This is a genomic window from Candidatus Enterococcus willemsii, from assembly GCF_009933335.1.
In the GTDB taxonomy this organism is placed as follows: domain Bacteria; phylum Bacillota; class Bacilli; order Lactobacillales; family Enterococcaceae; genus Enterococcus_F; species Enterococcus_F willemsii.
In genome coordinates this window covers 1-20,556 of record NZ_MAEL01000032.1, presented here as the reverse complement: position 1 = coordinate 20,556, position 20,556 = coordinate 1, and the positions used below count along the sequence as shown (strand labels likewise).

Sequence of the window (20,556 nt, the reverse complement as noted above, 5' to 3'; positions counted from 1 at the left end):
TTCTATAATAGGACGGGATGAACATGAATTTATTTGGATATATCCGCACAACAATCACTGACGGCGATCCACAAGCACAGCTAGCACAATTAACAGCTTACGGTTGTGCAAAAATTTTCCACGAAGACTGCGTAAACCCAGGACCAGTCACACTTGAGACAGTTCTTGCAGAAATGCAAGCTGGGGATGTAATCGTTGTGGATCAATTGCAACGTTTAGGAAAGTCCACTCGACAATTAGCAGAATGGATGATGATTTTAGAAGAGCGACAACTCAATCTTGTATGCCTAAACGAACAGATTGATACTCGTGAAGCAGCCGGTAAATTGTACTTCCAATGGATGAATCACATGGCAACAATGGAACGTGCATTACTAAAAGAACGCACATTGGTCGGCTTAAATAAAGCACGCCAACAAGGAAAAATCGGTGGTCGACCAAAAATCGATCCCAAAACTGTTGCAAAAATTCGTTTCCTTTTCTTCGAGAAAAAAGAATCGATTCAAACGATTGCCACTTTATGCCAAGTATCAATCGGCACATGTTACAAATACATTCATTTGAATGAAGAAGATGCCCAACTCTTACTAGGCAACAAATAAGAGAAAAAACCAAAATCGAATCGATTTTGGTTTTTTTGTTCTATTTAATTAAACTTTCACCAGTCATTTCAGCAGGTAACTCAATGTCTAATAAATCTAACATTGTTGGCGCTAAGTCTGCTAGACGACCATCCGTTCGTAATTCAACTTCATCTTTTGTAACGATAACTGGTACTGGCACTGTTGTATGTGCTGTATGTGGATTGCCAGTTTCATCGATTAATGTTTCTGAATTTCCGTGGTCTGCAGTAATGATTGCAAAACCTTCTTTGCCTAAAATTGTTTCTACAACGCGTCCTAGACATTCATCTACCGCTTCAATAGCTTTGATTGTTGGTTCTACCATGCCAGAGTGACCAACCATATCAGGGTTTGCAAAGTTCAAAATAATCGCTTCGTATTTGTCTTCATTGATGGCATTTACTAATGCATCTGTGACTTCATAAATGCTCATTTCAGGTTGCAAGTCGTATGTTGCAACTTTTGGTGAGTTAATTAAGATACGTTCTTCGCCTGTAAAGACATCATTTGAACCACCATTAAAGAAGAAGGTTACGTGTGGATATTTTTCTGTTTCTGCAATTCTTAATTGATTCATGCCATTTGTTTCAAGCACTTTCCCTAATACATTATCCATTGAAATTGGCGGGAAGATTACTTCACAATCCAACGTATCTGCATAGCGAGTCATTGTCACTAATTTTACGTTTTTAGGTGCTTCACCGCGATCAAAATGCTCCCAGTCCGTTTCAGTTAATGCTTGAGACATTTGTAATGCACGATCTGGACGGAAATTGAAGAATAACACACCATCATTGTCTGAAATTGGTGCAACTGGTTGACCATTTTCTACAAGAACTGTTGGTAATAAGAATTCATCTGTTACACCAGCTTCATAGCTTTTTTCAACGATTTCTGCGGCATCTGTTCCTGTTTGACCTTCGCCATGAACAGCAACGTTGTAATATTGTTCCACACGTTCCCAACGTTTGTCACGGTCCATTGCATAGTATCTTCCTGAGATAGAAGAAATTTTACCATAGTTTAATTCAGCTAGTTTCGCTTGTAGTTCTTTGACATATTTGATACCAGAAGTTGGCGATACGTCACGACCATCCAAGATAACATCGATGAATACAGGCACTTCATGTTTCTTTGCTTCTTCAATTAAAGCAAATAAATGATTGATATGACTGTGCACACCACCATCTGAAACCAATCCCATTAAGTGTAAGTTTGATTGATTCTTTTTCACGTGATCAAACACATTTAACATCACTTGTTGTGTTGAAAAATCACCATCTGAAATAGATTTATCAATACGAGTTAAGCTTTGGTACACAATACGTCCAGCACCAATATTTGTATGCCCTACTTCAGAATTACCCATTTGCCCTTCTGGCAGACCTACATCTAGTCCAGATGCTTTTAATGTACTGTGAGGGTAGTTTTTCCAGTATTTATCAAAATTTGGTGTGTCAGCTAATGCAACAGCGTTTCCGACTGTTTCATCTCTTAATCCATAACCGTCTAAAATCATTAAAATTACAGGTTTCTTTTGCATTTTGCTCCTACTTTCTGTGTTTTTCATCTACATTTTATAAAAATATGCACTGCTTGCTGAGTTTTAATTCCTTTGTATAAAAGGTCCTCTACAGACGTATATTCAGCGTTACTATAATATCATTAATTAGTTTGTTAGTAAAATACCCTTGTGGTGTTTTTAATAAAAAATAGTTTGCTAATCACAATAATTGCCACCTAATAATAGAAATATTGGCAATTATCCAGACATCAGGTGTATAATAAATATGAAACGGAATTTTAATTATATGTATAAAGGAGATTTTTATATGCCAAAATTAGTATTTTCTCGTCATGGATTAAGTGAATGGAACAAATTAGATCAGTTTACTGGCTGGGCAGATGTTGACTTAGCCCCAGAAGGTGTAGAAGAAGCTAAAGAAGGTGGCCGTAAAATTAAAGAAGCAGGCATCGAATTCGATATTGCTTATACTTCCGTATTAACTCGTGCTATCAAAACTTGTAACTACATTTTAGAGTACTCTGATCAATTATGGGTGCCTACAATCAAGTCTTGGCGCTTAAACGAACGCCATTATGGTGCGTTACAAGGATTAAACAAACAAGCAACTCGTGATAAATATGGTGACGAACAAGTTCACATCTGGCGTCGTTCATACGATACGTTACCTCCATTATCTGACGCTACTCCAGATCGTCGCTATGCAAACTTAGACCCTCGTGATGTTCCTGGTGGAGAAAACTTAAAAGTAACGTTAGAACGCGCATTGCCATTCTGGCAAGATCAAATTGCCCCAGCTTTATTAGATGGTAAAACAGTTTTAGTTGCTGCACATGGTAACTCTTTACGTGCCTTAGCAAAACACATTGAAGGTATTTCTGATGAAGATATCATGGACTTAGAAATTCCAACGGGTAAACCACTTGTTTATGAATTAAATGATGATTTGACAGTAATTGAAAAATATTATTTATAAGAGAATAGAAAATCCCCTCGGCCACATTAGGTCGAGGGGATTTTCATTTATACAAATGTTGATTCACTCATACACGCTTGATAAATAGCAACAACATCTTTTTCACTCAATGGTACAAAGGCACTTGTAGCAATGGTACTGTGAGCGACCGCTTGTTGGGCCATTTTTTCAAAATCTTTTTCCGTGTCAATACCAACTGCTGGTAACGTCATTGGCACCCCATTTTCTAAGAAAAAGTCATATAGTGCTTGGATACCTTTCTTCGCAGCTTGCTCCGGGTTTTCGTCTTGAATGCCCCAGACTTCTTTAGCAAAACGGGCAAATTTTGGCACTGTTACGTCATTTAAAATGTGCGCCATCCAACGCGGGGTTAAAATAGCTAAGCCCATTCCATGCGTAATATCATAAAAAGCACTCAATTCATGCTCCATGGCATGACAAGACCAAGTTCCTTGCTTGCCACTTCCTGTTAAACCGTTTAACGCTAAGGTACTCGCCCACATTAAATTAGCACGTGCATCATAATTTTCAGGATCTTTTAATGCAATCGGTAAATTTTTAATCACTGTTTTCATCAAACCTTCTGCTACGCCATCCTGTACATCCGTTCCCGGAGTGGCATTAAAATAATTCTCCATCAAATGACTAAAAATATCTGCCGAACCGGCTGTGGTTTGATAAGCATTCACCGTAAACGTATTCGTTGGATCTAAGAACGAGGCTTTTGGTAATAAGTTTTTACCACCCATTCCTAATTTTTGTTGGGTTGCCATATTGGAGATGACCCCACCACTGTTCATTTCACTACCAGTGGCTGCTAATGTCAAAATAGTTACTAATGGTAGCGCTGGTCCATTATAGCGACGTTTCAAAACCAGATTTTCCCACAAGTCACCTTCAACAAAGGTTCCGCCAGCAATTGCTTTACTACAATCAATTACAGAGCCACCACCAACAGCTAAAATCACATCGATTTGATGCGCTCTACATAGCTGAGCACCTTTTGTTACTGTTTCAATTCGTGGATTTGGTTCTACTCCTGACAGCTCAACAATTGTACTACCATTATCGGTTAGTAATTGAACCACTCTATCATATAATCCATTACGCTTAATACTTCCACCACCATAAACAAGTAGCACTTTTTTTCCAAAAACATTTAATACTTCAGGCAATTCGGATAAACGGTCTTTTCCAAAACGAATATCGGTTGTCACATGAAAGTTAAAGTTTTCCATCAAAATTCCTCCTTAATTGTAAATACAAAAAAGATTGAAGAAATCTCCAATCTTTTATTGTTTATTTAATCGCTGTTTCCAACCCAACTTTAATCATATCATCAAATGTTGTTTGGCGTTCTTCAGCAGTTGTTTCTTCCCCAGTGATAATATGATCACTGACTGTACAAATAGCTAATGTTTGGACATGGAACTTCGCACCTAAATAGTACAACGCAGCAGCTTCCATCTCGACACCCATTACACCTAATTCGGCCAATTTCAATGTTTCTGTCATGTCATCTTTGTAAAAACTATCTTCTGACAAAATATTGCCGACATGCGTTGTGAATCCTTGTTCTTGGGCAATCTCATACGCTGTTTTCAATAGTTGAAAATCAGCAATTGGCGCAAAATTAAATTGGTTAAAATTCTTTTGAATCATTGATGAACTCGTTACTGCACCTTGGGCAATTACTAAGTCACGTACATGAACATCTTTAGAAATCGCACCACACGTTCCTACACGAATTAATTTTTTCACATCATAAGAATTGATTAGTTCGTGGGCGTAAATAGTTGCTGATGGCATACCCATTCCAGTCCCTTGAACTGAGATACGTTCGCCTTTATAGACACCGGTATAACCCAACATCCCACGAACATTGTTATAACAAATTGGATCTTCTAAAAAAGTTTCAGCAATGTATTTTGCACGTAACGGATCTCCTGGTAACAAAATTTTATCGGCAATTTCACCGACTTGTGCTTCAATATGGACGCTCATTCTCTCCGCTCCTTGTCTATTATAACGCGCTTAATGTTTCTTTAATTAACGCTTTAAATTCTGCTTTGACACGTTCTGTTGTTTCTACTACTTCTGCATGATTCAAGCTCGCTTGCATGCCAGCAGCTAAGTTCGTAATACATGAGATACCTAAGACTTTCAAACCACTATGAGCAGCTACAATCACTTCAGGAACAGTTGACATCCCCACAGCATCTGCCCCAATAATACGTGACATACGAACTTCAGCTGGTGTTTCATATGTTGGACCAGACCATCCCATGTAAACACCTTCTTTAAGATGCAGACCTTTCTTAGCGCCCACTTCTTTGGCAATGTCACGATATTCTGGTGTATAGGCATGACTCATGTCAGGGAAGCGTGGACCCATTTCCTCTACGTTTTCTCCAATTAATGGATTATCACCAGTATAATTAATGTGGTCAGTAATCAGCATTAGGTCACCTGGTGCAAATGTTTCATTCACGCCACCACATGCGTTTGTCACAATCATCGAATGAGCATCCATTGCTGCCATGACACGGACTGGATAAGTCACTGTTTGCATAGAATGTCCTTCATAATAGTGGAAACGACCTTGCATCGCTAATACTTTTTTACCTGATAATGTACCGTAAACTAATTGCCCCGCATGGCCAACAACAGTCGATACTGGAAAATGAGGAATATCATGGTAAGGAATCACAATTGCATTTTCAATCTCATCTGCTAATTCACCTAAACCTGAACCTAAAATTAAACCAAACTCAATCTCTTTGACGCCCTGTTCTTTCAAAAACTTGGTTGTGTCTACTAGTTGCTCTTGTAATTTTGTCATGTCGTCACTCCTATTTTAAATTGTTTAAGAAACTTTCACCATTTTCAGTGGCTGGCACACCAAAGTTCTCCGCAATCGTTGCAGAAATATCTGCATAAAATCCTTGTGGCAATTTGCCTTGTCCTGCAAACTTTTTGCTATAAACTAGCAATGGCACATATTCTCTTGTATGATCGGTCCCTGGGAAAGTTGGGTCGTTCCCATGGTCTGCGGTAATCATTAGCAAGTCATCTTCTTCCATGGCTGCTAAAATTTCTGAGATGCGGCCATCGAAATCTTCAATTGCACGAGCATACCCTTCGACATCGCGACGGTGCCCAAATAACGCATCGAAATCAACAAGGTTCGTAAAACTTAGCCCTGTAAAATCTTTTTTCATGACTTCTAATAATTTGTCTACGCCGTCCATATTGTCTTTTGTACGAACAAATTCAGTAATTCCTTGTCCGTTGAAAATATCATTGATTTTCCCAACTGCAATCACATCTTTGCCGTTGTCTTTCAATGAATCTAAGACTGTTTTACCAAATGGATCCAAGGCGTAATCATGACGGTTGCTTGTACGTTTGAAGTTTCCTGGTTCACCTACATACGGACGCGCAATAATACGACCGATCATGTATGGATCATCTTTGGTGATTTCACGAGTGTATTCACAAATACGATACAATTCTTCCAACGGAATAATGTCTTCATGTGCTGCAATTTGTAAAACAGGATCTGCTGATGTATAGACAATTAAATCCCCTGTTTCCATTTGGTGTTTGCCGTAATCGTCAATAACTGCCGTTCCTGAATAAGGTAAGTTGCAGACAATTTTACGACCAGAAAATTCTTCAATTTTCTTTAATAACTCTTCTGGAAATCCTTCTGGAAAAACACGGAATGGTGTTTGAATATCCAAGCCCATGATTTCCCAGTGCCCTGTCATAGTATCTTTACCAACAGAGATTTCTTCTAACTTAGTCGCATACCCTTGATGATCTTCCACAGCTTGCACGCCTTCTAACGGACGAATCGTACCTAGACCTAATTGTTCCAAATGCGGAATGGTTAATCCAGCTTCTTCAGCAATATGACCTAATGTATCCGCACCTTTGTCATTGAATTTATCTGCATCAGGAGCTTCCCCAATTCCCACAGAATCCATGACGATTAAATGTACTCGTTTAAACATCTTCTCAACCTACTTTCTTAAGTTTATCCTAACACTATTTTATTGAAAAAGGCAGGACAAAGCAACATTGTCCCTTAGTCCCACCCTTTGATAAACATTATTTTGATTTAATATAATTTTTACCGCCAGCTTTTGGTCCTGAAGATTTTCCTAGGAATAAAACTAACACGATAATTGTTAATAGATATGGCGCAATTTGTAGTAAGACGGATGGAATAGCAGAAATAACTGGCAACTGCGCTCCGATAATACTCAAACTTTGAGCAAAACCGAAGAACAATGCTGCGCCCATCGCTCCTAATGGATTCCATTTACCAAAAATCATCGCAGCCATTGAGATAAACCCTTGTCCGACAATCGTGCCGACCGAGAAGTTTCCTGAGATAGACTGAGCGAAAATTGCACCACCCATACCACCTAATAAACCAGAAATTAATACACCAGCATAGCGGAATTTATAAACATTGATTCCCAACGTATCCGCAGCTTGTGGGTTTTCACCAACAGAACGCAAGCGTAAACCAAAGCGCGTTTTAAAGATAATATACCAAGAAAGCACCGCTACTAAAATCGCTAAATACGCTGGTAAAAAGGTATTTCTAAAGAAAATTTCACCAATGACCGGAATATCTTTTAACACTGGGAAAGAATAATATCCTAAATTATAGGAAATATTATCCGTTTGCCCTTTTCCATACCAAGCTTTAATTAAAAACACACCTAAAGCCGGTGCCATCAAGTTAATCACTGTCCCACTAATAATATGATCGGCACGGAAGCTAACTGTTGCCACAGCATGGAGTAAAGAAAACAACACACCAACCGCACCACCAACTAAGATACCAAGCCATGGGGTCCATGCGCCTAGCGAACTAGCCATTGTTAAATTGAAAACAATCGCACTAAAGGCACCCATAACCATAATTCCTTCTAATCCTACATTAACAATCCCACTACGCTCAGAGAATGTACCACCCAGAGAAGTCAAAATCAAAGGAGTTGAGTATACTAAGGTAGAAGTTAAAATCAAAGCGAATAATCCGACTACTGACATTACAATTCTCCCCCTTCTTGACTTTGATCACTTGGTGTCTCTAATGTCTCTACGATTTCAACTTGCTTTTTATCTGGCCATAATTTTGCCAATCCTAGACGAATGACAAAGTTAATACCAACAAAGAAAATAATCAAGGCGATTGACACATTGACAATTTCAAATGGCACTTCTGCAACTGTCTGCATACCCAAGCCACCAATTTTTAGAATACTGAATAATAATGCTGAAAGTAAAATACCGATTGAGGTACCGCCACCTAATAAGGAAACAGCCATACCATCGAAACCAATACTTAAAGAAGCTGTTTGAACAAAGAAATTGTGGTAAGTTCCTAAACCTTCCACCACACCACCAAGGCCGGCTAACGCTCCTGAAATTACCATTGATAACACAATTGTCCGTTTACTGCTCATCCCCGCATATTCTGAAGCAAATGGATTCAAACCAACGGAACGAATTTCATAACCTAAAGTTGTTTTCTTCATTAAGAACCAAACAACAACTAACATCACTAACGCTAAGAACAACCCACTACTTACACGTGAGCCAGCAAAAAATTGCGTTAACCAAGGCAAGCGTAAGCTAGCACCTTCAGGAATTGGTACCGTTGAATCTAAACTTGAACGAAAACTTTCAGGCATCACATCTTGTAACATAAATGTACTTGAATATAGCAAGATATAGTTCATCATAATCGTTACAATAACTTCACTTGTACCGAAGAATGCACGTAACAAACCTGGAATTGCTGCTGCAATCGCTCCAGCCAAAGCTCCTAAAATAACAACTAGTGGCAACAAAACAACTTTCGGTAAATCTGGAAAGGCCAATGCCGCCCAAATACTTACAATCCAACCACAAAGTGCTTGTCCGGATAACCCGATGTTGAAAAATCCGGCTGAGTTTGCCACAGAAAAACCTAATGCCGTAAAAATCAATGGTGTCGCCTGACGCAAGGTTTCACCCATCCCACGTTTCGTACCTAATGCTGCATCTAACATTGAACTATAACCAGTCACTGGATTATAGCCAAACGCCAACATAATGATTGCACCTAATAATAAGCCAATAACCACTGATAAAATCGGTACAAGTAGATTACGAATTTTTTCATTACGATCATTCATTGACTGCCACCTCCTGTTTTGCTAATTCTTCTTTTGCTTTTTCTAAAGAGGAGCCTGCCATCAATAAGCCTAATTCTTGTTCTGAAGTTTCTTCTGGTTTCACAACACCAACGATTTCACCATCATGAATGACTGCAATCCGATCCGAAACGTTTAAAATTTCCTCTAATTCAAAACTAATTAATAAAACAGCTTTAAAACGATCACGTTGTTCAATCAAACGTTTATGAATAAACTCAATCGCACCAACATCTAATCCACGAGTGGGATTCGCAACAATTAATAATTCTGGGTCACGATAAATTTCACGAGCAATAATCGCTTTTTGCTGATTCCCACCAGATAATGCTTTGGCTGGAACCACTTCATTGACCGTCCGCACATCAAATTCTTGAATCAAATCACGGGCATGGTCATTGATTTCTGTATAATTTAAAACTCCCATATTACTGAATGGTTCTTGATAATAGGTTTGTAGAGCAATGTTTTCTGCTAAAGACATATCTAATACCAAGCCATATTTATGTCGATCTTCTGGCACATGTCCGACGCCCGCTTCAGTAATTTTTCGCGGACGTAAATTCGTGATATCTTTGTCTTCTAATAAAATCCGACCACTTTCGACTTTTCTCAAACCAGTCAATGCTTGGATTAACTCCGATTGACCATTGCCGTCAATTCCAGCAATCCCAACGATTTCACCTGCATGAACAGTTAAACTTAAGTTCTTAACTGCTTCGATACCACGATTTTCTTTCACAACAAGATTTTCGATAGAAAGAACGACTTCTTGTGGATTCGCTGCTTTTTTATCCGTTTTAAACGATACCGAACGACCAACCATCATATCGGCTAATTCTTGTGAAGAAACATCCACCACGTCAACCGTACCAATCCCTTGTCCCCGACGAATAACAGTACAACGATCGGCCACAGCCTTAATCTCATCTAATTTGTGCGTAATTAAAATGATTGATTTTCCTTCACGCACTAAACCTTTCATAATGACAATTAATTCATCAATTTCTTGTGGTGTTAGCACTGCTGTTGGTTCATCAAAGATTAAAATATCCGCGCCACGATACAATGTCTTTAGGATTTCCACACGTTGTTGCATTCCAACTGAAATATCACGAATGTACGCATCCGGATTGACCGATAAACCATAACGTTCCGACAATTCTTGAATTTCTTTCCGCGCATTTTTACGGTCAAGTACACCTAAACGATTAGGCTCGTTACCTAAAATGATGTTTTCAGTTACTGTAAAAGCATCAACCAGCATAAAATGTTGATGTACCATGCCAATCCCCAGCTGGTTTGCTTTTGTAGGACTTGTGATATTCACCGCCTTGCCATCCATCAAAATTTCGCCTGATGTTGGTTCCAATAACCCTGATAAGACATTCATTAACGTGGACTTTCCAGCCCCATTTTCGCCAAGCAATGCATGAATCTCACCTTTTCGAATTTGCAAATTAATCTGATCATTTGCTTTGAATGTTCCGAAACTTTTGGTGATGTTCCGCATTTCTATGACAAAGTTTTCTTCTGCCACAATTCTCACATCCCTTTTATAAATACAACGACAATAACAAATCAATAATAGCAATAACTGAGAGGTCTTCTCTCAAAAGAACTCTTTTAAAAAAAGAGCTCTTTTGAAAGACAATCATCGCCTTGTCTTTTACAAGACGATGATTGATTACTGCTTATTTTTCTGGTACTTCAATTTCACCTGAAATAATTTTCTCACGGGCTTCTTCAACTGCAGCTTTCGCTTCATCTGATAAATGTCCAGCGGTTAAATCGACACCGTCTTCTTTCAAGCCATATACTTGGTGCTCACCACCAGGGAATTCACCATCTAATGCTTTTTGAGCTAAGTCTTGCGCAACTGTTCCTACACCTTTTAGTGTTGATGTCAACGTAAAATTATCCGCTTTTCCATCTTTTTGATACTCACCTTCGGATTCTTGGTCACTATCAACCCCAATTACCCAGACCTTCTCACTATCTGACTCATTGCGTGCTTTAGCTTCTTGGAAGATTCCACTACCCGTTCCACCTGACGCATGGAAAATGACATCTGCACCTTGACCATAAATGCCTTGAGCAATAGAACGTCCACGATCTGGTAAGTCAAAGCTTCCTGCATATTGGTTTTCGACTGTAATGTCTTTACCTAAAGTTTTTGCTGCATCTTGAACACCAGCGTTAAACCCTGCTTCAAAGCGTCCAATTACTTCACCTTTAATCCCACCGATAAAACCAACTTTATTGGTTTTAGTCGTATAGGCTGCTGCCACACCTGCTAAATAAGAAGCTTCGTGGTCTTTAAAGGTTACAGAGGCTACGTTTGGTAAATCAATCACTTCATCCACCATGACAAAGTTTTTATCAGGATTCAATTCTGCTTGCTCTTGAATCGCTGGTGCTAGACGATATCCAATACCAAAGATTGTATTGAAGCCTGCACTTAATGCTTGGTCAATATTTGGCACATAATCAGATTCGTTCGCTGATTGGAAATACTTGTAACCATCATTTCCTTCAGAAAAACCATTTTCTTTCCCCCAAGCTTGGAATCCTTCCCAAGCTGATTGGTTAAAGGAACGGTCATCTACACCTCCTGCGTTAGTAATTAACGCAATTGTCGCTGCTGGTTTTTCAGATACTTCTTTGTCAGATGAATCTGTGCCGCCATTGCCACATGCACCTAAAACAAGCGCACTTAGCATTGTCATGACGCCTAAGCCAAATAATTTTGTTCTCTTCATTTGTGTTAAATCCCCCTGTAAACTTGCTACATCTTTGTTTTTTTGAATAACTATTCAGGTTTTTCTGGTACTTCGATCTCACCAGCTACAATTTTTTCGCGCGCTGCTTCAACTGCTGCTTTTGCTTCATCAGATAATTGACCATCTGTTAAGCCAACACCATCTTCACTTAAACCGTACACTTCATGTTTGCCACCAGGGAATTTGCCATCTAATGCACGTTGCGCTAAATCTTGAGCAACTGTTCCAACTTGTTTCAATGCTGAAGTTAACGTGAAGTTTTCTTCTTTACCATCAACTTTGTAGCCACCTTCATCTGATTGGTCACGGTCAACACCGATAACCCAAACTTTTTCGCCACCAGCTTCGTTGCGGGCTTTTGCTTCTTGGAAGATACCATTACCAGTACCACCTGATGCATGGAAAATAATATCTGCGCCTTGTGCGTACATACCTTGTGCAATTGAACGACCTTTATCTGGGGCAGCAAAATCGCCGGCATATTGATTTTCTACTTTAACATCTTTGCCTAATTCCGCTGATGCATCTTTCACACCTGCATTAAAACCAGCTTCAAAACGGTCAATAACCGTACTTTCTACCCCACCGATGAAACCAACTTTATTTGTTTTTGTTGAATACACAGCTGCTACACCTGCTAAATAAGAAGCTTCTTGGTCTTTAAATGTCGCAGAAGCCACGTTTGGTGCATCAATTACTTCGTCGACAATTACAAAGTTCGTATCTGGATTTAACCCAGCTTGTTCTTCAATCGCTGGCTTTAATTTATAACCAATTCCGAAAATTGTATTGAAACCTGCATTTAATGCTTGGTCGATATTTGGTACATAATCAGATTCATTTGAAGATTGGAAGTATTTGTAGCCATTGTTTCCTTCAGAAAGCTTGTTCGCTTCCCCCCATGATTTGAATCCTTCCCATGCTGATTGGTTGAATGAACGGTCGTCAACCCCACCAGTATCGGTAATTAATGCGATTGTTGCTGCTGGTTTTTCTGATGAATCACCTTTTGAATCATCTGTGCCACCATTGCCACATGCGCCTAATACTAACGCGCTGACCATTGCTACTGCGCCTAAACTAAATAACTTTGCTTTTTTCATCTCTGTAAAGCCCCCTATAAAATAGTTTTTATTTTTCAACAGCCACTGACTGTATGAATTTAAAGCCATAAAATCTGTTATAAATCTTCATCTGTAAACGAATACGGCAATAATTCTGCAACCGTCATTTCTTTTTCAACACCATTGTCACCAATCAAGGTAACAACCATATCCGGCGAACAAAATTCTGCGATTACTTGACGACAAGCCCCACATGGTGAAATCGGGTTCGGTGTATGTCCTGCAACGACTAAATGCTGAAAGTTTCGCTCCCCTTCAGAAACAGCTTTAAAAATTGCTGTACGTTCAGCACAATTACTCAAGCCATACGAAGCATTTTCAATGTTTAAACCTTGGTAGATTTTCCCATCTTCTGTGACTAAGCATGCTCCCACTGGAAATTTAGAATATGGCACATACGCTTTATCTAATGCTGCTACTGCTGTATCAATCCATTGTTTCTGCGCTTTTGACATTTTTACACCTCTTTAATATCCAGTACCGTTACTACCAGAAATAATTGCAACACTTGCACTTGTTCCTAAGCGGCTTGCACCAGCTTCAACCATTGATAAAGCTTCTGCTTCGTTGTGAATCCCACCAGAAGCTTTGACACCCATTTCAGGTCCAACTGTTTCACGCATGATACGAACAGCGTCCGTCGTTGCGCCTCCTGTTGAAAAACCAGTCGATGTTTTAACAAAATCTGCTCCCGCTGCTTTTGCTAATTCACAAGCTTTTACGATTTCTTCATCTGTTAATAAGCAACTTTCAATAATTACTTTGACTAAGGCACGATCCTTCGCTGCAGCAACAACTGCTTCGATATCTTTTTGAACAGCTTCATATTCGCCGGCTTTTAATTGACCGACAGAAATAACCATATCCACTTCATCCGCACCATTTTTAATCGCATTTTCTGTTTCGAATGCTTTCGTCTCACTTGTTGTTGCCCCTAAAGGAAAACCAATTACAGTACAAACAGCTACTGGTTCACCTTTTAATTCTTCTGCTGCTAGTGATACCCATACTGGATTCACACAGACAGAGTAAAAGTGATATTTTTTCGCTTCTTCAATAATTCGTAGTACTTCTTCTCTTGGTGTATCAGCTTTTAAAATAGTATGGTCCATCATTCGATTTAATTCCATGTTTTGCACTTCCTATTCTGTAATTATTTCGTGAATCAATGGAGGTTCTTCTCCAGTTTGACCGATTTCAATGTTTTGGTATAACAGCTCTACGACGTCGTCGATAGCGTCTGTGTTGCTGTAAATCGTCAATAACGCTTCACCTTCTTGGACAGCTTCACCAACTTTTTTGTGTAATTTCAGACCAACAGCATGGTCAACTGATTCTTCTTTTGTCCGTCGTCCAGCACCAAGCATCATGGCAGCAATCCCTAATTCATTGGCAACAAGTTTCGTCACCACACCCGTTTGTTTTGCTGGCAACTCAATTTGGTGTGTGGCAGTTAGCAAGCGGTCCGGTTCATCGATATATGTGACATCGCCACCTTGTTGACGAATCATTTCTTTGAATTTTTCAAAAGCAGCACCACTATTCAATGCTTCTTCAAGTAGTTGACGAGCTTCTTCTAGCGTTTCGGCTTTTTTCGCTAACACAACCATTTGACTACCCAAGACATAGCACATTTCCACTAAATCTTCAGGGCCTTTTCCTTGTAAGGTTTCAATCGCTTCAACAATTTCTAAACTATTCCCAATCGCTTCTCCTAACGGTTGTGACATATCAGAAATAATTGCCATGGTTTGACGATCTGCTAGTTTACCAATTCGTACCATCGTATGTGCTAAACGACGAGCATCATCTAAATTCTTCATAAACGCACCATCGCCTGTCGTCACATCTAATACAATCGCATCTGCTCCAGCTGCAATTTTCTTACTCATAATCGAGCTAGCAATTAATGGAATCGAATTGACTGTCGCTGTCACATCACGTAAGGCATAAAGTTTTTTATCCGCAGGTGCCAAATTACCTGATTGACCGATTACTGCGACTTGCGAATCATTGACTAACCGAATAAATTCTGCTTCAGATAATTCAATTTTAAATCCTGGAATTGATTCTAATTTATCTAATGTACCACCGGTATACCCTAAGCCACGTCCAGACATTTTTGCAACTGGTACTCCCACACTTGCCACCAATGGCGCAAGAATTAAGGTGGTTGTATCGCCCACACCACCTGTTGAATGTTTATCTACTTTAATCCCTGCAATTGAAGACAAATCAATTACTTCTCCCGATTCTGCCATTGCCAAGGTCAGTGCTGTAATTTCCTCATCTGTCATGTCTTCATAAAAAATCGCCATGAGTAAAGCGCTCATCTGGTAGTCAGGTATTTGATTCTTAGTATATTCATCGACAATATAACGAATCTCTTGCTCTGACAACACGCCCCCATCGCGTTTTTTTTCAATCAAATCCACCATTCGCATAGACTTGAACCTCTCTTCCTATATCCCTTGTATTATACAATATTTTCTACTTCGGTAAAACACTTTAGTAAACTGTTTTACTTAACGAAACAAACAATTGTAAACCTTTTCAAAGAAAGAATACATGATGACAAATGAATTGTCAAATATAATCTTTGACCGTTTTCATCTCTCATCATTTTCAATTGTTTTATCTTTCACGCTCTCACGAATTATTAATTTTGTATCAAAGATTTTATTAGGGATACGATGCTCTGGAAACTCAATCGCATCAACTAAAAATTTTGCAGCTGTAAAGCCAATATCAAACGTCGGTTGCTCGACAGTGGTTAACGGTGGGGTCGTATATTGAGAAAGCTTTAATCCATCAAAGCCAACGACAGAAATATCTTCAGGAATTTTTTTTCCTTGCTCATAAATAGCTTGGTAACAGCCCATTGCCATCGCATCATTGCCACAAAAAATCGCTGTTACTCCTTTGCGCACCAATTCTTTTGCAGCATTGTAGCCTCCTTCAATGGTTAATGGACCTGGGACAACCCATTGTCGACGAAAAGGGATACCTGCATCTTTCAGGGCATGACGATACCCATTGTACCGTTCTTCTAACTGATAGTAGCCGGTACTTTCTTTCAGCATACCTATATCACGGTGTCCTTTTTTGATGAGATAAGAAACTGCTTGATAAGCACCTTCATACTCTTTGACAATTAAGCGACCTGCTTCGCGCTGATTGATTCCCCGATCGACTAAAATTAAGGGCATTTTTTTGTATCGGTCACTTTTGAGTGAATACTCTTCTGGTAACTGATTCGGCGTTGCCAAAATAATGCCATCGACTGAACGATGTGCCAATTGTCTTAAAAGCTGAGTTTCTTTTTCCAACGTTTGATGAGAATTACATAAAATCAGCATATAGCCTAATGGATTCATGTAGGCTTCTGCTCCTTCAACAATTTTAGAAAAGAAAAAATCTGTTACATCTGGCACAATCATACCTATTGTTTTCGAGTGACGTGTAATTAAATTAGAAGCAAAAAAATCAGGTTTATATTGGTGCTCGTTAACAATATCCCAAACTTTCTTTCGCGTAGCATCACTAAAACGACTTCCTTTGTTATTCAAGATTTGCGAAACAGTAGTGACTGAAACACCTGCCATTTCCGCAATTTGTCGAATCGTTAGCTTCATCTTTTTCCTCCTACTCTTTCACACTTTGAATGATGTAGTATCCCTTATCTTTTTTGATAATTTCAGCATTGCCAAAAGTTTCTTGCATTTTTTTCTGCGCACTTGGCGCTCCTTGTTTCTTTTGGATGACAATTGTTAATGTACCACCAGTTTTTAGTAGAGGATAACTATCGGTCAAAATTTGATGGACCACTTGTTTTCCTGCACGAATAGGTGGATTGCTGATAATCGCAGCGTATTGCGTTTGATTCAAGTTATCATAAATATATGAAGCATGTATATCCACCGTATCAATTTGGTTGCGTTGCGCATTTCGTTGTGCTAAATCCAGTGCTCGTTCATTGACATCAACCATCTCTACTTGACGACCACTGGCATAAGCAATGGATAACCCAATCGGCCCATAACCGCACCCTAAATCTAAAATTGTGCCTTCGGGTAATTCTTCCCAAGTAAATGCATCAATTAATACACGTGATCCATAATCAACGGTATCTCTTGAGAACACTCCGCTGTCAGTTACAAAACGAAAAGTTTTCCCTTTTAATTCAAATGACCATTCTTCGAAATCGTGCGCAGTATCTGGTTTTTGGCTGTAATAATGATTGCTCATAACGTCCCTCTTTTATCTGTTGTTTTCTTCCATCATACCGAAAAATTTCTCCTTGTAAACTATCTTTCCTTGTTCAAGCGAAGAAATTTTGTTTTTTCTTGAGTTCTTCTGTAAGACAAAAGTTTTTTATGTTACACTATTGCCAGTGATTGAAGGAGGTTTCCTATGAAGGAACAGATGAATTATTATCAAATTCCTCGGGAAGAATGGCAAAGTTTTTATACACGTGCACACATGCCATTGACGCAAGAAGAATTAGATAGCATTAAAAGTTTAAATGACCGTATTTCAATGCAAGACGTAGAAGATGTCTATATCCCTTTGTGTCATTTGATTCATCTTTATATGAAAGAGTTTGAGTCATTGACATTGAGTAAAGGATTATTCTTACATCGCTATGTAAAAGTCCCTCCATTTATTATCGGGATTGCTGGAAGTGTGGCAGTGGGTAAGAGTACAACAGCTCGACTTGTACAAACCTTGCTTTCTCGATTATTTCCAAGACGAAATGTACAATTAATTACCACCGATGGTTTTTTGCATCCCAATCATGTTTTGCAAGAACGTGGGATTATGGAACGCAAAGGATTTCCAGAAAGCTATGATATGGAACGATTGATTCAATTTTTGAACAGTGTCAAATCAGGAGAAGACAATATTCAGATTCCTACGTATTCGCATAGTGTATATGATATAGTCGAAGGTGTGTATCAGACGATTTCACAACCAGATATTCTGATTGTGGAAGGAATTAATGTCTTACAGCTCCCGGCAAACCAACAAATTTATATTAGTGACTTTTTTGACTTCTCTATTTTTGTGGATGCTGAACCAAAATTAATTGAAAAATGGTATCTTGAACGATTCGAATCACTGCTAGATACTGCCTTTCAAGACCCAACAAACTACTATTACAAGTTCGCGATTGGCGATCGACAAGATGCCATTAAAATGGCACAGTCGGTTTGGAAGAATGTCAATCTCAAGAATTTAACAGAATATATCTTACCCACACGCAGTCGGGCAGATATTATTCTTCATAAAACCGAAAAACATATGATTGATTACGTCTTGCTAAGAAAATACTGAGTATCAGTCCGTTGTTTTTGCAAATTTCATAGGCCTCATTTATCATGAAGGCAGTTCAATTCAGTTTGAAAATTTATTTTTCATAAATCAAATAGAATAGAGGTAATTTATAGTGACAAACGTTGACCATTTACCAAGCGTTGAAAAGATTATCGTTTTGGATTACGGTAGCCAGTATAATCAATTGATTACACGTCGTATCCGTGAATTTGGTGTCTTTTCAGAGTTAATGAGCCACCGTATTACTGCGGAAGAAGTAAAGGCCATCAATCCAAAAGGAATTATTTTATCTGGCGGACCGAACAGTGTTTATGATGAAGGTTCTTTTGGTATCGATGAAGAAATTTTAGAATTAGGCATTCCAGTATTAGGAATTTGCTACGGGATGCAACTAATTACACACAAATTAGGTGGAAAAGTTGAACCGGCAGCTAATAAAGAATATGGCAAGGCTGAATTAGAAATTACTAGTTCAAATGCCCATTTATTTGCTAGCACACCTGAAAAACAAACAGTGTGGATGAGTCATGGAGACTTAGTTACACAAACACCAGTTGGTTTTGATGTTGTCGCAACTAGCAAAGACTGCCCGATCGCTTCTATTCAAAATACTGAACGTAATATGTATGGCGTTCAATTCCATCCAGAAGTCCGTCATTCGGAATACGGAAATGATTTATTAAGACATTTCGCTTTAGATGTCTGCGAATGTGCAGCTGACTGGAGCATGGAAAACTTTATTGACATGCAAATCGAAGAAATCAGACAAACTGTCGGCGACAAAAAAGTCTTGCTAGGTTTATCTGGTGGGGTTGACTCATCAGTTGTTGGTGTATTGCTACAAAAAGCAATTGGTGACCAATTAACATGTATCTTCGTTGACCACGGTCTATTGCGTAAAGGCGAAGCAGAACAAGTAATGGATATGTTAGGCGGAAAATTCGGCTTAAACATCATCAAAGTCGATGCTCGCGAACGTTTCTTAAATAAATTAGCTGGTGTCTCTGATCCAGAACAAAAACGTAAAATTATCGGTAATGAATTTGTCTATGTCTTTGACGATGAAGCAACTAAAATCGCCAGCGATGGCAGTGTTGCCTTCTTAGCTCAGGGTACATTGTATACAGATATCATTGAATCTGGTACTGAAACAGCACAAACAATCAAATCTCACCATAACGTTGGTGGACTTCCTGAAGAAATGCAATTTGAATTAATTGAACCATTAAATACATTGTTCAAAGATGAAGTTCGTGCATTAGGAACAGAATTAGGCATGCCAGACTCAATCGTATGGCGCCAACCATTCCCTGGTCCTGGTCTTGGTATCCGTGTCTTAGGTGAAATCACCGAAGAAAAATTAGAAGTTGTTCGCAATTCTGATGCTATCTTACGTGAAGAAATCGCTGCTGCTGGTTTAGACCGCGACATCTGGCAATACTTTACCGTCTTACCAGGTATCCGTTCAGTTGGTGTCATGGGTGATGGTCGTACCTATGATTACACAGTTGGTATCCGTGCCGTAACATCAATCGATGGTATGACAGCCGACTTCGCTCGTATCCCTTGGGATGTCTTGCAAAAAATTTCTGTCCGCATCGTAAACGAAGTGGATCACGTCAACCGCATCGTGTATGATATTACAAGTAAACCACCTGCAACTGTGGAGTGGGAGTAATAATTCCAACCTCTGAAATCCTTTTATATCAAGGGTTTCAGAGGTTTTCTTATGCAAAAAGTAACAATCCATATTTTACGAAGCAATTTAAATCTCACATAGAAGTTTGTCTTTTGTTATTTTAAGTGGATAGATTAAATACATTTATCTGTTACTCATTGTAATCAATCTAATAAAACGAATTTCTATGATTTTCCATATACAGCCTTTGGGTATCATTCATTTCGATTTTCATTTCATCATTAACACCTAACAATTCATAATCTGCTTTATTTATTTTATTAGAAAT

19 protein-coding genes are annotated in these 20,556 nt (G+C 38.8%); 4 read left to right on the top strand and 15 right to left on the bottom strand.

The genetic code is table 11. The annotated features are described in order from the left end of the window. Window positions 1-23: 23 nt before the first annotated feature. Window positions 24-602: a recombinase family protein gene (locus BAU17_RS04895; RefSeq protein WP_161901710.1), complete on the top strand. Its 579-nt coding sequence runs from the start codon at window positions 24-26 to the stop codon at window positions 600-602. A gap of 40 nt (window positions 603-642) precedes the next feature. Here the strand turns inward: BAU17_RS04895 and gpmI are convergent, their stop codons facing one another. Next, window positions 643-2,166, bottom strand: a complete 1,524-nt coding sequence (gene gpmI, locus BAU17_RS04890) for a 2,3-bisphosphoglycerate-independent phosphoglycerate mutase (protein WP_161901709.1) — start codon at window positions 2,164-2,166, stop codon at window positions 643-645. A gap of 289 nt (window positions 2,167-2,455) precedes the next feature. On the opposite strand from gpmI, the gene gpmA reads away from it, so the two are divergent. Continuing rightward, a complete protein-coding gene (gene gpmA, locus BAU17_RS04885; RefSeq protein ID WP_161901708.1) occupies window positions 2,456-3,124 on the top strand; it encodes a 2,3-diphosphoglycerate-dependent phosphoglycerate mutase in 669 nt (222 codons plus the stop codon). Window positions 3,125-3,171: 47 nt separating this feature from the next. Here the strand turns inward: gpmA and BAU17_RS04880 are convergent, their stop codons facing one another. From BAU17_RS04880 to BAU17_RS04815, 14 genes are all read right to left on the bottom strand, one after another. Then, window positions 3,172-4,362 (bottom strand): iron-containing alcohol dehydrogenase, encoded by a 1,191-nt coding sequence (locus BAU17_RS04880; protein ID WP_161901707.1) that lies wholly within the window; start codon window positions 4,360-4,362, stop codon window positions 3,172-3,174. A 61-nt stretch (window positions 4,363-4,423) separates the two neighbouring features. After that, window positions 4,424-5,128, bottom strand: coding sequence for a purine-nucleoside phosphorylase (gene deoD / locus BAU17_RS04875; RefSeq protein WP_161901706.1), 705 nt, complete (start codon window positions 5,126-5,128; stop codon window positions 4,424-4,426). A gap of 19 nt (window positions 5,129-5,147) precedes the next feature. Then, on the bottom strand, window positions 5,148-5,966 hold the full coding sequence (locus BAU17_RS04870) for a purine-nucleoside phosphorylase (RefSeq protein WP_161901705.1): 819 nt from the start codon (window positions 5,964-5,966) through the stop codon (window positions 5,148-5,150). Window positions 5,967-5,976: 10 nt separating this feature from the next. After that, on the bottom strand, window positions 5,977-7,143 hold the full coding sequence (deoB, locus tag BAU17_RS04865) for a phosphopentomutase (RefSeq protein ID WP_161901704.1): 1,167 nt from the start codon (window positions 7,141-7,143) through the stop codon (window positions 5,977-5,979). Window positions 7,144-7,240: 97 nt separating this feature from the next. After that, window positions 7,241-8,197 (bottom strand): ABC transporter permease, encoded by a 957-nt coding sequence (locus BAU17_RS04860; RefSeq protein WP_161901703.1) that lies wholly within the window; start codon window positions 8,195-8,197, stop codon window positions 7,241-7,243. Next, window positions 8,197-9,327: an ABC transporter permease gene (locus BAU17_RS04855; protein WP_161901702.1), complete on the bottom strand. Its 1,131-nt coding sequence runs from the start codon at window positions 9,325-9,327 to the stop codon at window positions 8,197-8,199. Before BAU17_RS04855 ends, BAU17_RS04860 begins: the two co-directional genes overlap by 1 nt. Beyond that, complete coding sequence (locus BAU17_RS04850; RefSeq protein WP_161901701.1) at window positions 9,320-10,885, bottom strand: ABC transporter ATP-binding protein; 1,566 nt, start codon at window positions 10,883-10,885, stop codon at window positions 9,320-9,322. Before BAU17_RS04850 ends, BAU17_RS04855 begins: the two co-directional genes overlap by 8 nt. 154 nt (window positions 10,886-11,039) lie before the next feature. After that, window positions 11,040-12,107, bottom strand: coding sequence for a BMP family lipoprotein (locus tag BAU17_RS04845; RefSeq protein WP_161901700.1), 1,068 nt, complete (start codon window positions 12,105-12,107; stop codon window positions 11,040-11,042). Between the two features lie 50 nt (window positions 12,108-12,157). Then, window positions 12,158-13,231, bottom strand: coding sequence for a BMP family lipoprotein (locus tag BAU17_RS04840; RefSeq protein ID WP_161901699.1), 1,074 nt, complete (start codon window positions 13,229-13,231; stop codon window positions 12,158-12,160). 77 nt (window positions 13,232-13,308) lie between these two features. Next, the gene (locus BAU17_RS04835; protein WP_161901698.1) at window positions 13,309-13,707 is read right to left on the bottom strand and encodes a cytidine deaminase; all 399 of its coding nucleotides are present in this window, start codon (window positions 13,705-13,707) and stop codon (window positions 13,309-13,311) included. Between the two features lie 12 nt (window positions 13,708-13,719). Continuing rightward, window positions 13,720-14,382 carry a deoxyribose-phosphate aldolase gene (deoC, locus tag BAU17_RS04830; protein ID WP_161901697.1) on the bottom strand — a complete coding sequence of 221 codons (663 nt, stop codon included), beginning with the start codon at window positions 14,380-14,382 and terminating at the stop codon, window positions 13,720-13,722. 12 nt (window positions 14,383-14,394) lie between these two features. Beyond that, the gene (locus BAU17_RS04825; protein ID WP_161901696.1) at window positions 14,395-15,696 is read right to left on the bottom strand and encodes a pyrimidine-nucleoside phosphorylase; all 1,302 of its coding nucleotides are present in this window, start codon (window positions 15,694-15,696) and stop codon (window positions 14,395-14,397) included. 165 nt (window positions 15,697-15,861) lie between these two features. After that, on the bottom strand, window positions 15,862-16,887 hold the full coding sequence (locus BAU17_RS04820) for a LacI family DNA-binding transcriptional regulator (RefSeq protein WP_161901695.1): 1,026 nt from the start codon (window positions 16,885-16,887) through the stop codon (window positions 15,862-15,864). A 10-nt stretch (window positions 16,888-16,897) separates the two neighbouring features. Then, window positions 16,898-17,500, bottom strand: coding sequence for a class I SAM-dependent methyltransferase (locus BAU17_RS04815; RefSeq protein WP_161901694.1), 603 nt, complete (start codon window positions 17,498-17,500; stop codon window positions 16,898-16,900). A 165-nt stretch (window positions 17,501-17,665) separates the two neighbouring features. Here BAU17_RS04815 and coaA point away from each other — a divergent pair, with 165 nt between their 5' ends. Together coaA and guaA are read left to right on the top strand one after the other, a co-directional pair. After that, window positions 17,666-18,589 carry a type I pantothenate kinase gene (gene coaA, locus BAU17_RS04810; protein WP_161901693.1) on the top strand — a complete coding sequence of 308 codons (924 nt, stop codon included), beginning with the start codon at window positions 17,666-17,668 and terminating at the stop codon, window positions 18,587-18,589. A 112-nt stretch (window positions 18,590-18,701) separates the two neighbouring features. After that, window positions 18,702-20,267 carry a glutamine-hydrolyzing GMP synthase gene (gene guaA, locus BAU17_RS04805; RefSeq protein ID WP_161901692.1) on the top strand — a complete coding sequence of 522 codons (1,566 nt, stop codon included), beginning with the start codon at window positions 18,702-18,704 and terminating at the stop codon, window positions 20,265-20,267. Window positions 20,268-20,556 lie beyond the last annotated feature (289 nt).

What these genes read in the sequence shown, in the direction of transcription:
- BAU17_RS04855 (WP_161901702.1), bottom strand. Translation starts at nt 9,327, where the DNA reads ATGAATGATCGTAATGAAAAAATTCGTAATCTACTTGTACCGATTTTA.
- BAU17_RS04815 (WP_161901694.1), bottom strand. Translation starts at nt 17,500, where the DNA reads ATGAGCAATCATTATTACAGCCAAAAACCAGATACTGCGCACGATTTC.
- coaA (WP_161901693.1), top strand. Translation starts at nt 17,666, where the DNA reads ATGAAGGAACAGATGAATTATTATCAAATTCCTCGGGAAGAATGGCAA.
- BAU17_RS04825 (WP_161901696.1), bottom strand. Translation starts at nt 15,696, where the DNA reads ATGCGAATGGTGGATTTGATTGAAAAAAAACGCGATGGGGGCGTGTTG.
- BAU17_RS04880 (WP_161901707.1), bottom strand. Translation starts at nt 4,362, where the DNA reads ATGGAAAACTTTAACTTTCATGTGACAACCGATATTCGTTTTGGAAAA.
- BAU17_RS04895 (WP_161901710.1), top strand. Translation starts at nt 24, where the DNA reads ATGAATTTATTTGGATATATCCGCACAACAATCACTGACGGCGATCCA.
- BAU17_RS04860 (WP_161901703.1), bottom strand. Translation starts at nt 8,197, where the DNA reads ATGTCAGTAGTCGGATTATTCGCTTTGATTTTAACTTCTACCTTAGTA.
- deoC (WP_161901697.1), bottom strand. Translation starts at nt 14,382, where the DNA reads ATGGAATTAAATCGAATGATGGACCATACTATTTTAAAAGCTGATACA.
- BAU17_RS04870 (WP_161901705.1), bottom strand. Translation starts at nt 5,966, where the DNA reads ATGACAAAATTACAAGAGCAACTAGTAGACACAACCAAGTTTTTGAAA.
- BAU17_RS04835 (WP_161901698.1), bottom strand. Translation starts at nt 13,707, where the DNA reads ATGTCAAAAGCGCAGAAACAATGGATTGATACAGCAGTAGCAGCATTA.
- gpmA (WP_161901708.1), top strand. Translation starts at nt 2,456, where the DNA reads ATGCCAAAATTAGTATTTTCTCGTCATGGATTAAGTGAATGGAACAAA.
- gpmI (WP_161901709.1), bottom strand. Translation starts at nt 2,166, where the DNA reads ATGCAAAAGAAACCTGTAATTTTAATGATTTTAGACGGTTATGGATTA.
- deoB (WP_161901704.1), bottom strand. Translation starts at nt 7,143, where the DNA reads ATGTTTAAACGAGTACATTTAATCGTCATGGATTCTGTGGGAATTGGG.
- BAU17_RS04845 (WP_161901700.1), bottom strand. Translation starts at nt 12,107, where the DNA reads ATGAAGAGAACAAAATTATTTGGCTTAGGCGTCATGACAATGCTAAGT.
- BAU17_RS04840 (WP_161901699.1), bottom strand. Translation starts at nt 13,231, where the DNA reads ATGAAAAAAGCAAAGTTATTTAGTTTAGGCGCAGTAGCAATGGTCAGC.
- deoD (WP_161901706.1), bottom strand. Translation starts at nt 5,128, where the DNA reads ATGAGCGTCCATATTGAAGCACAAGTCGGTGAAATTGCCGATAAAATT.
- BAU17_RS04820 (WP_161901695.1), bottom strand. Translation starts at nt 16,887, where the DNA reads ATGAAGCTAACGATTCGACAAATTGCGGAAATGGCAGGTGTTTCAGTC.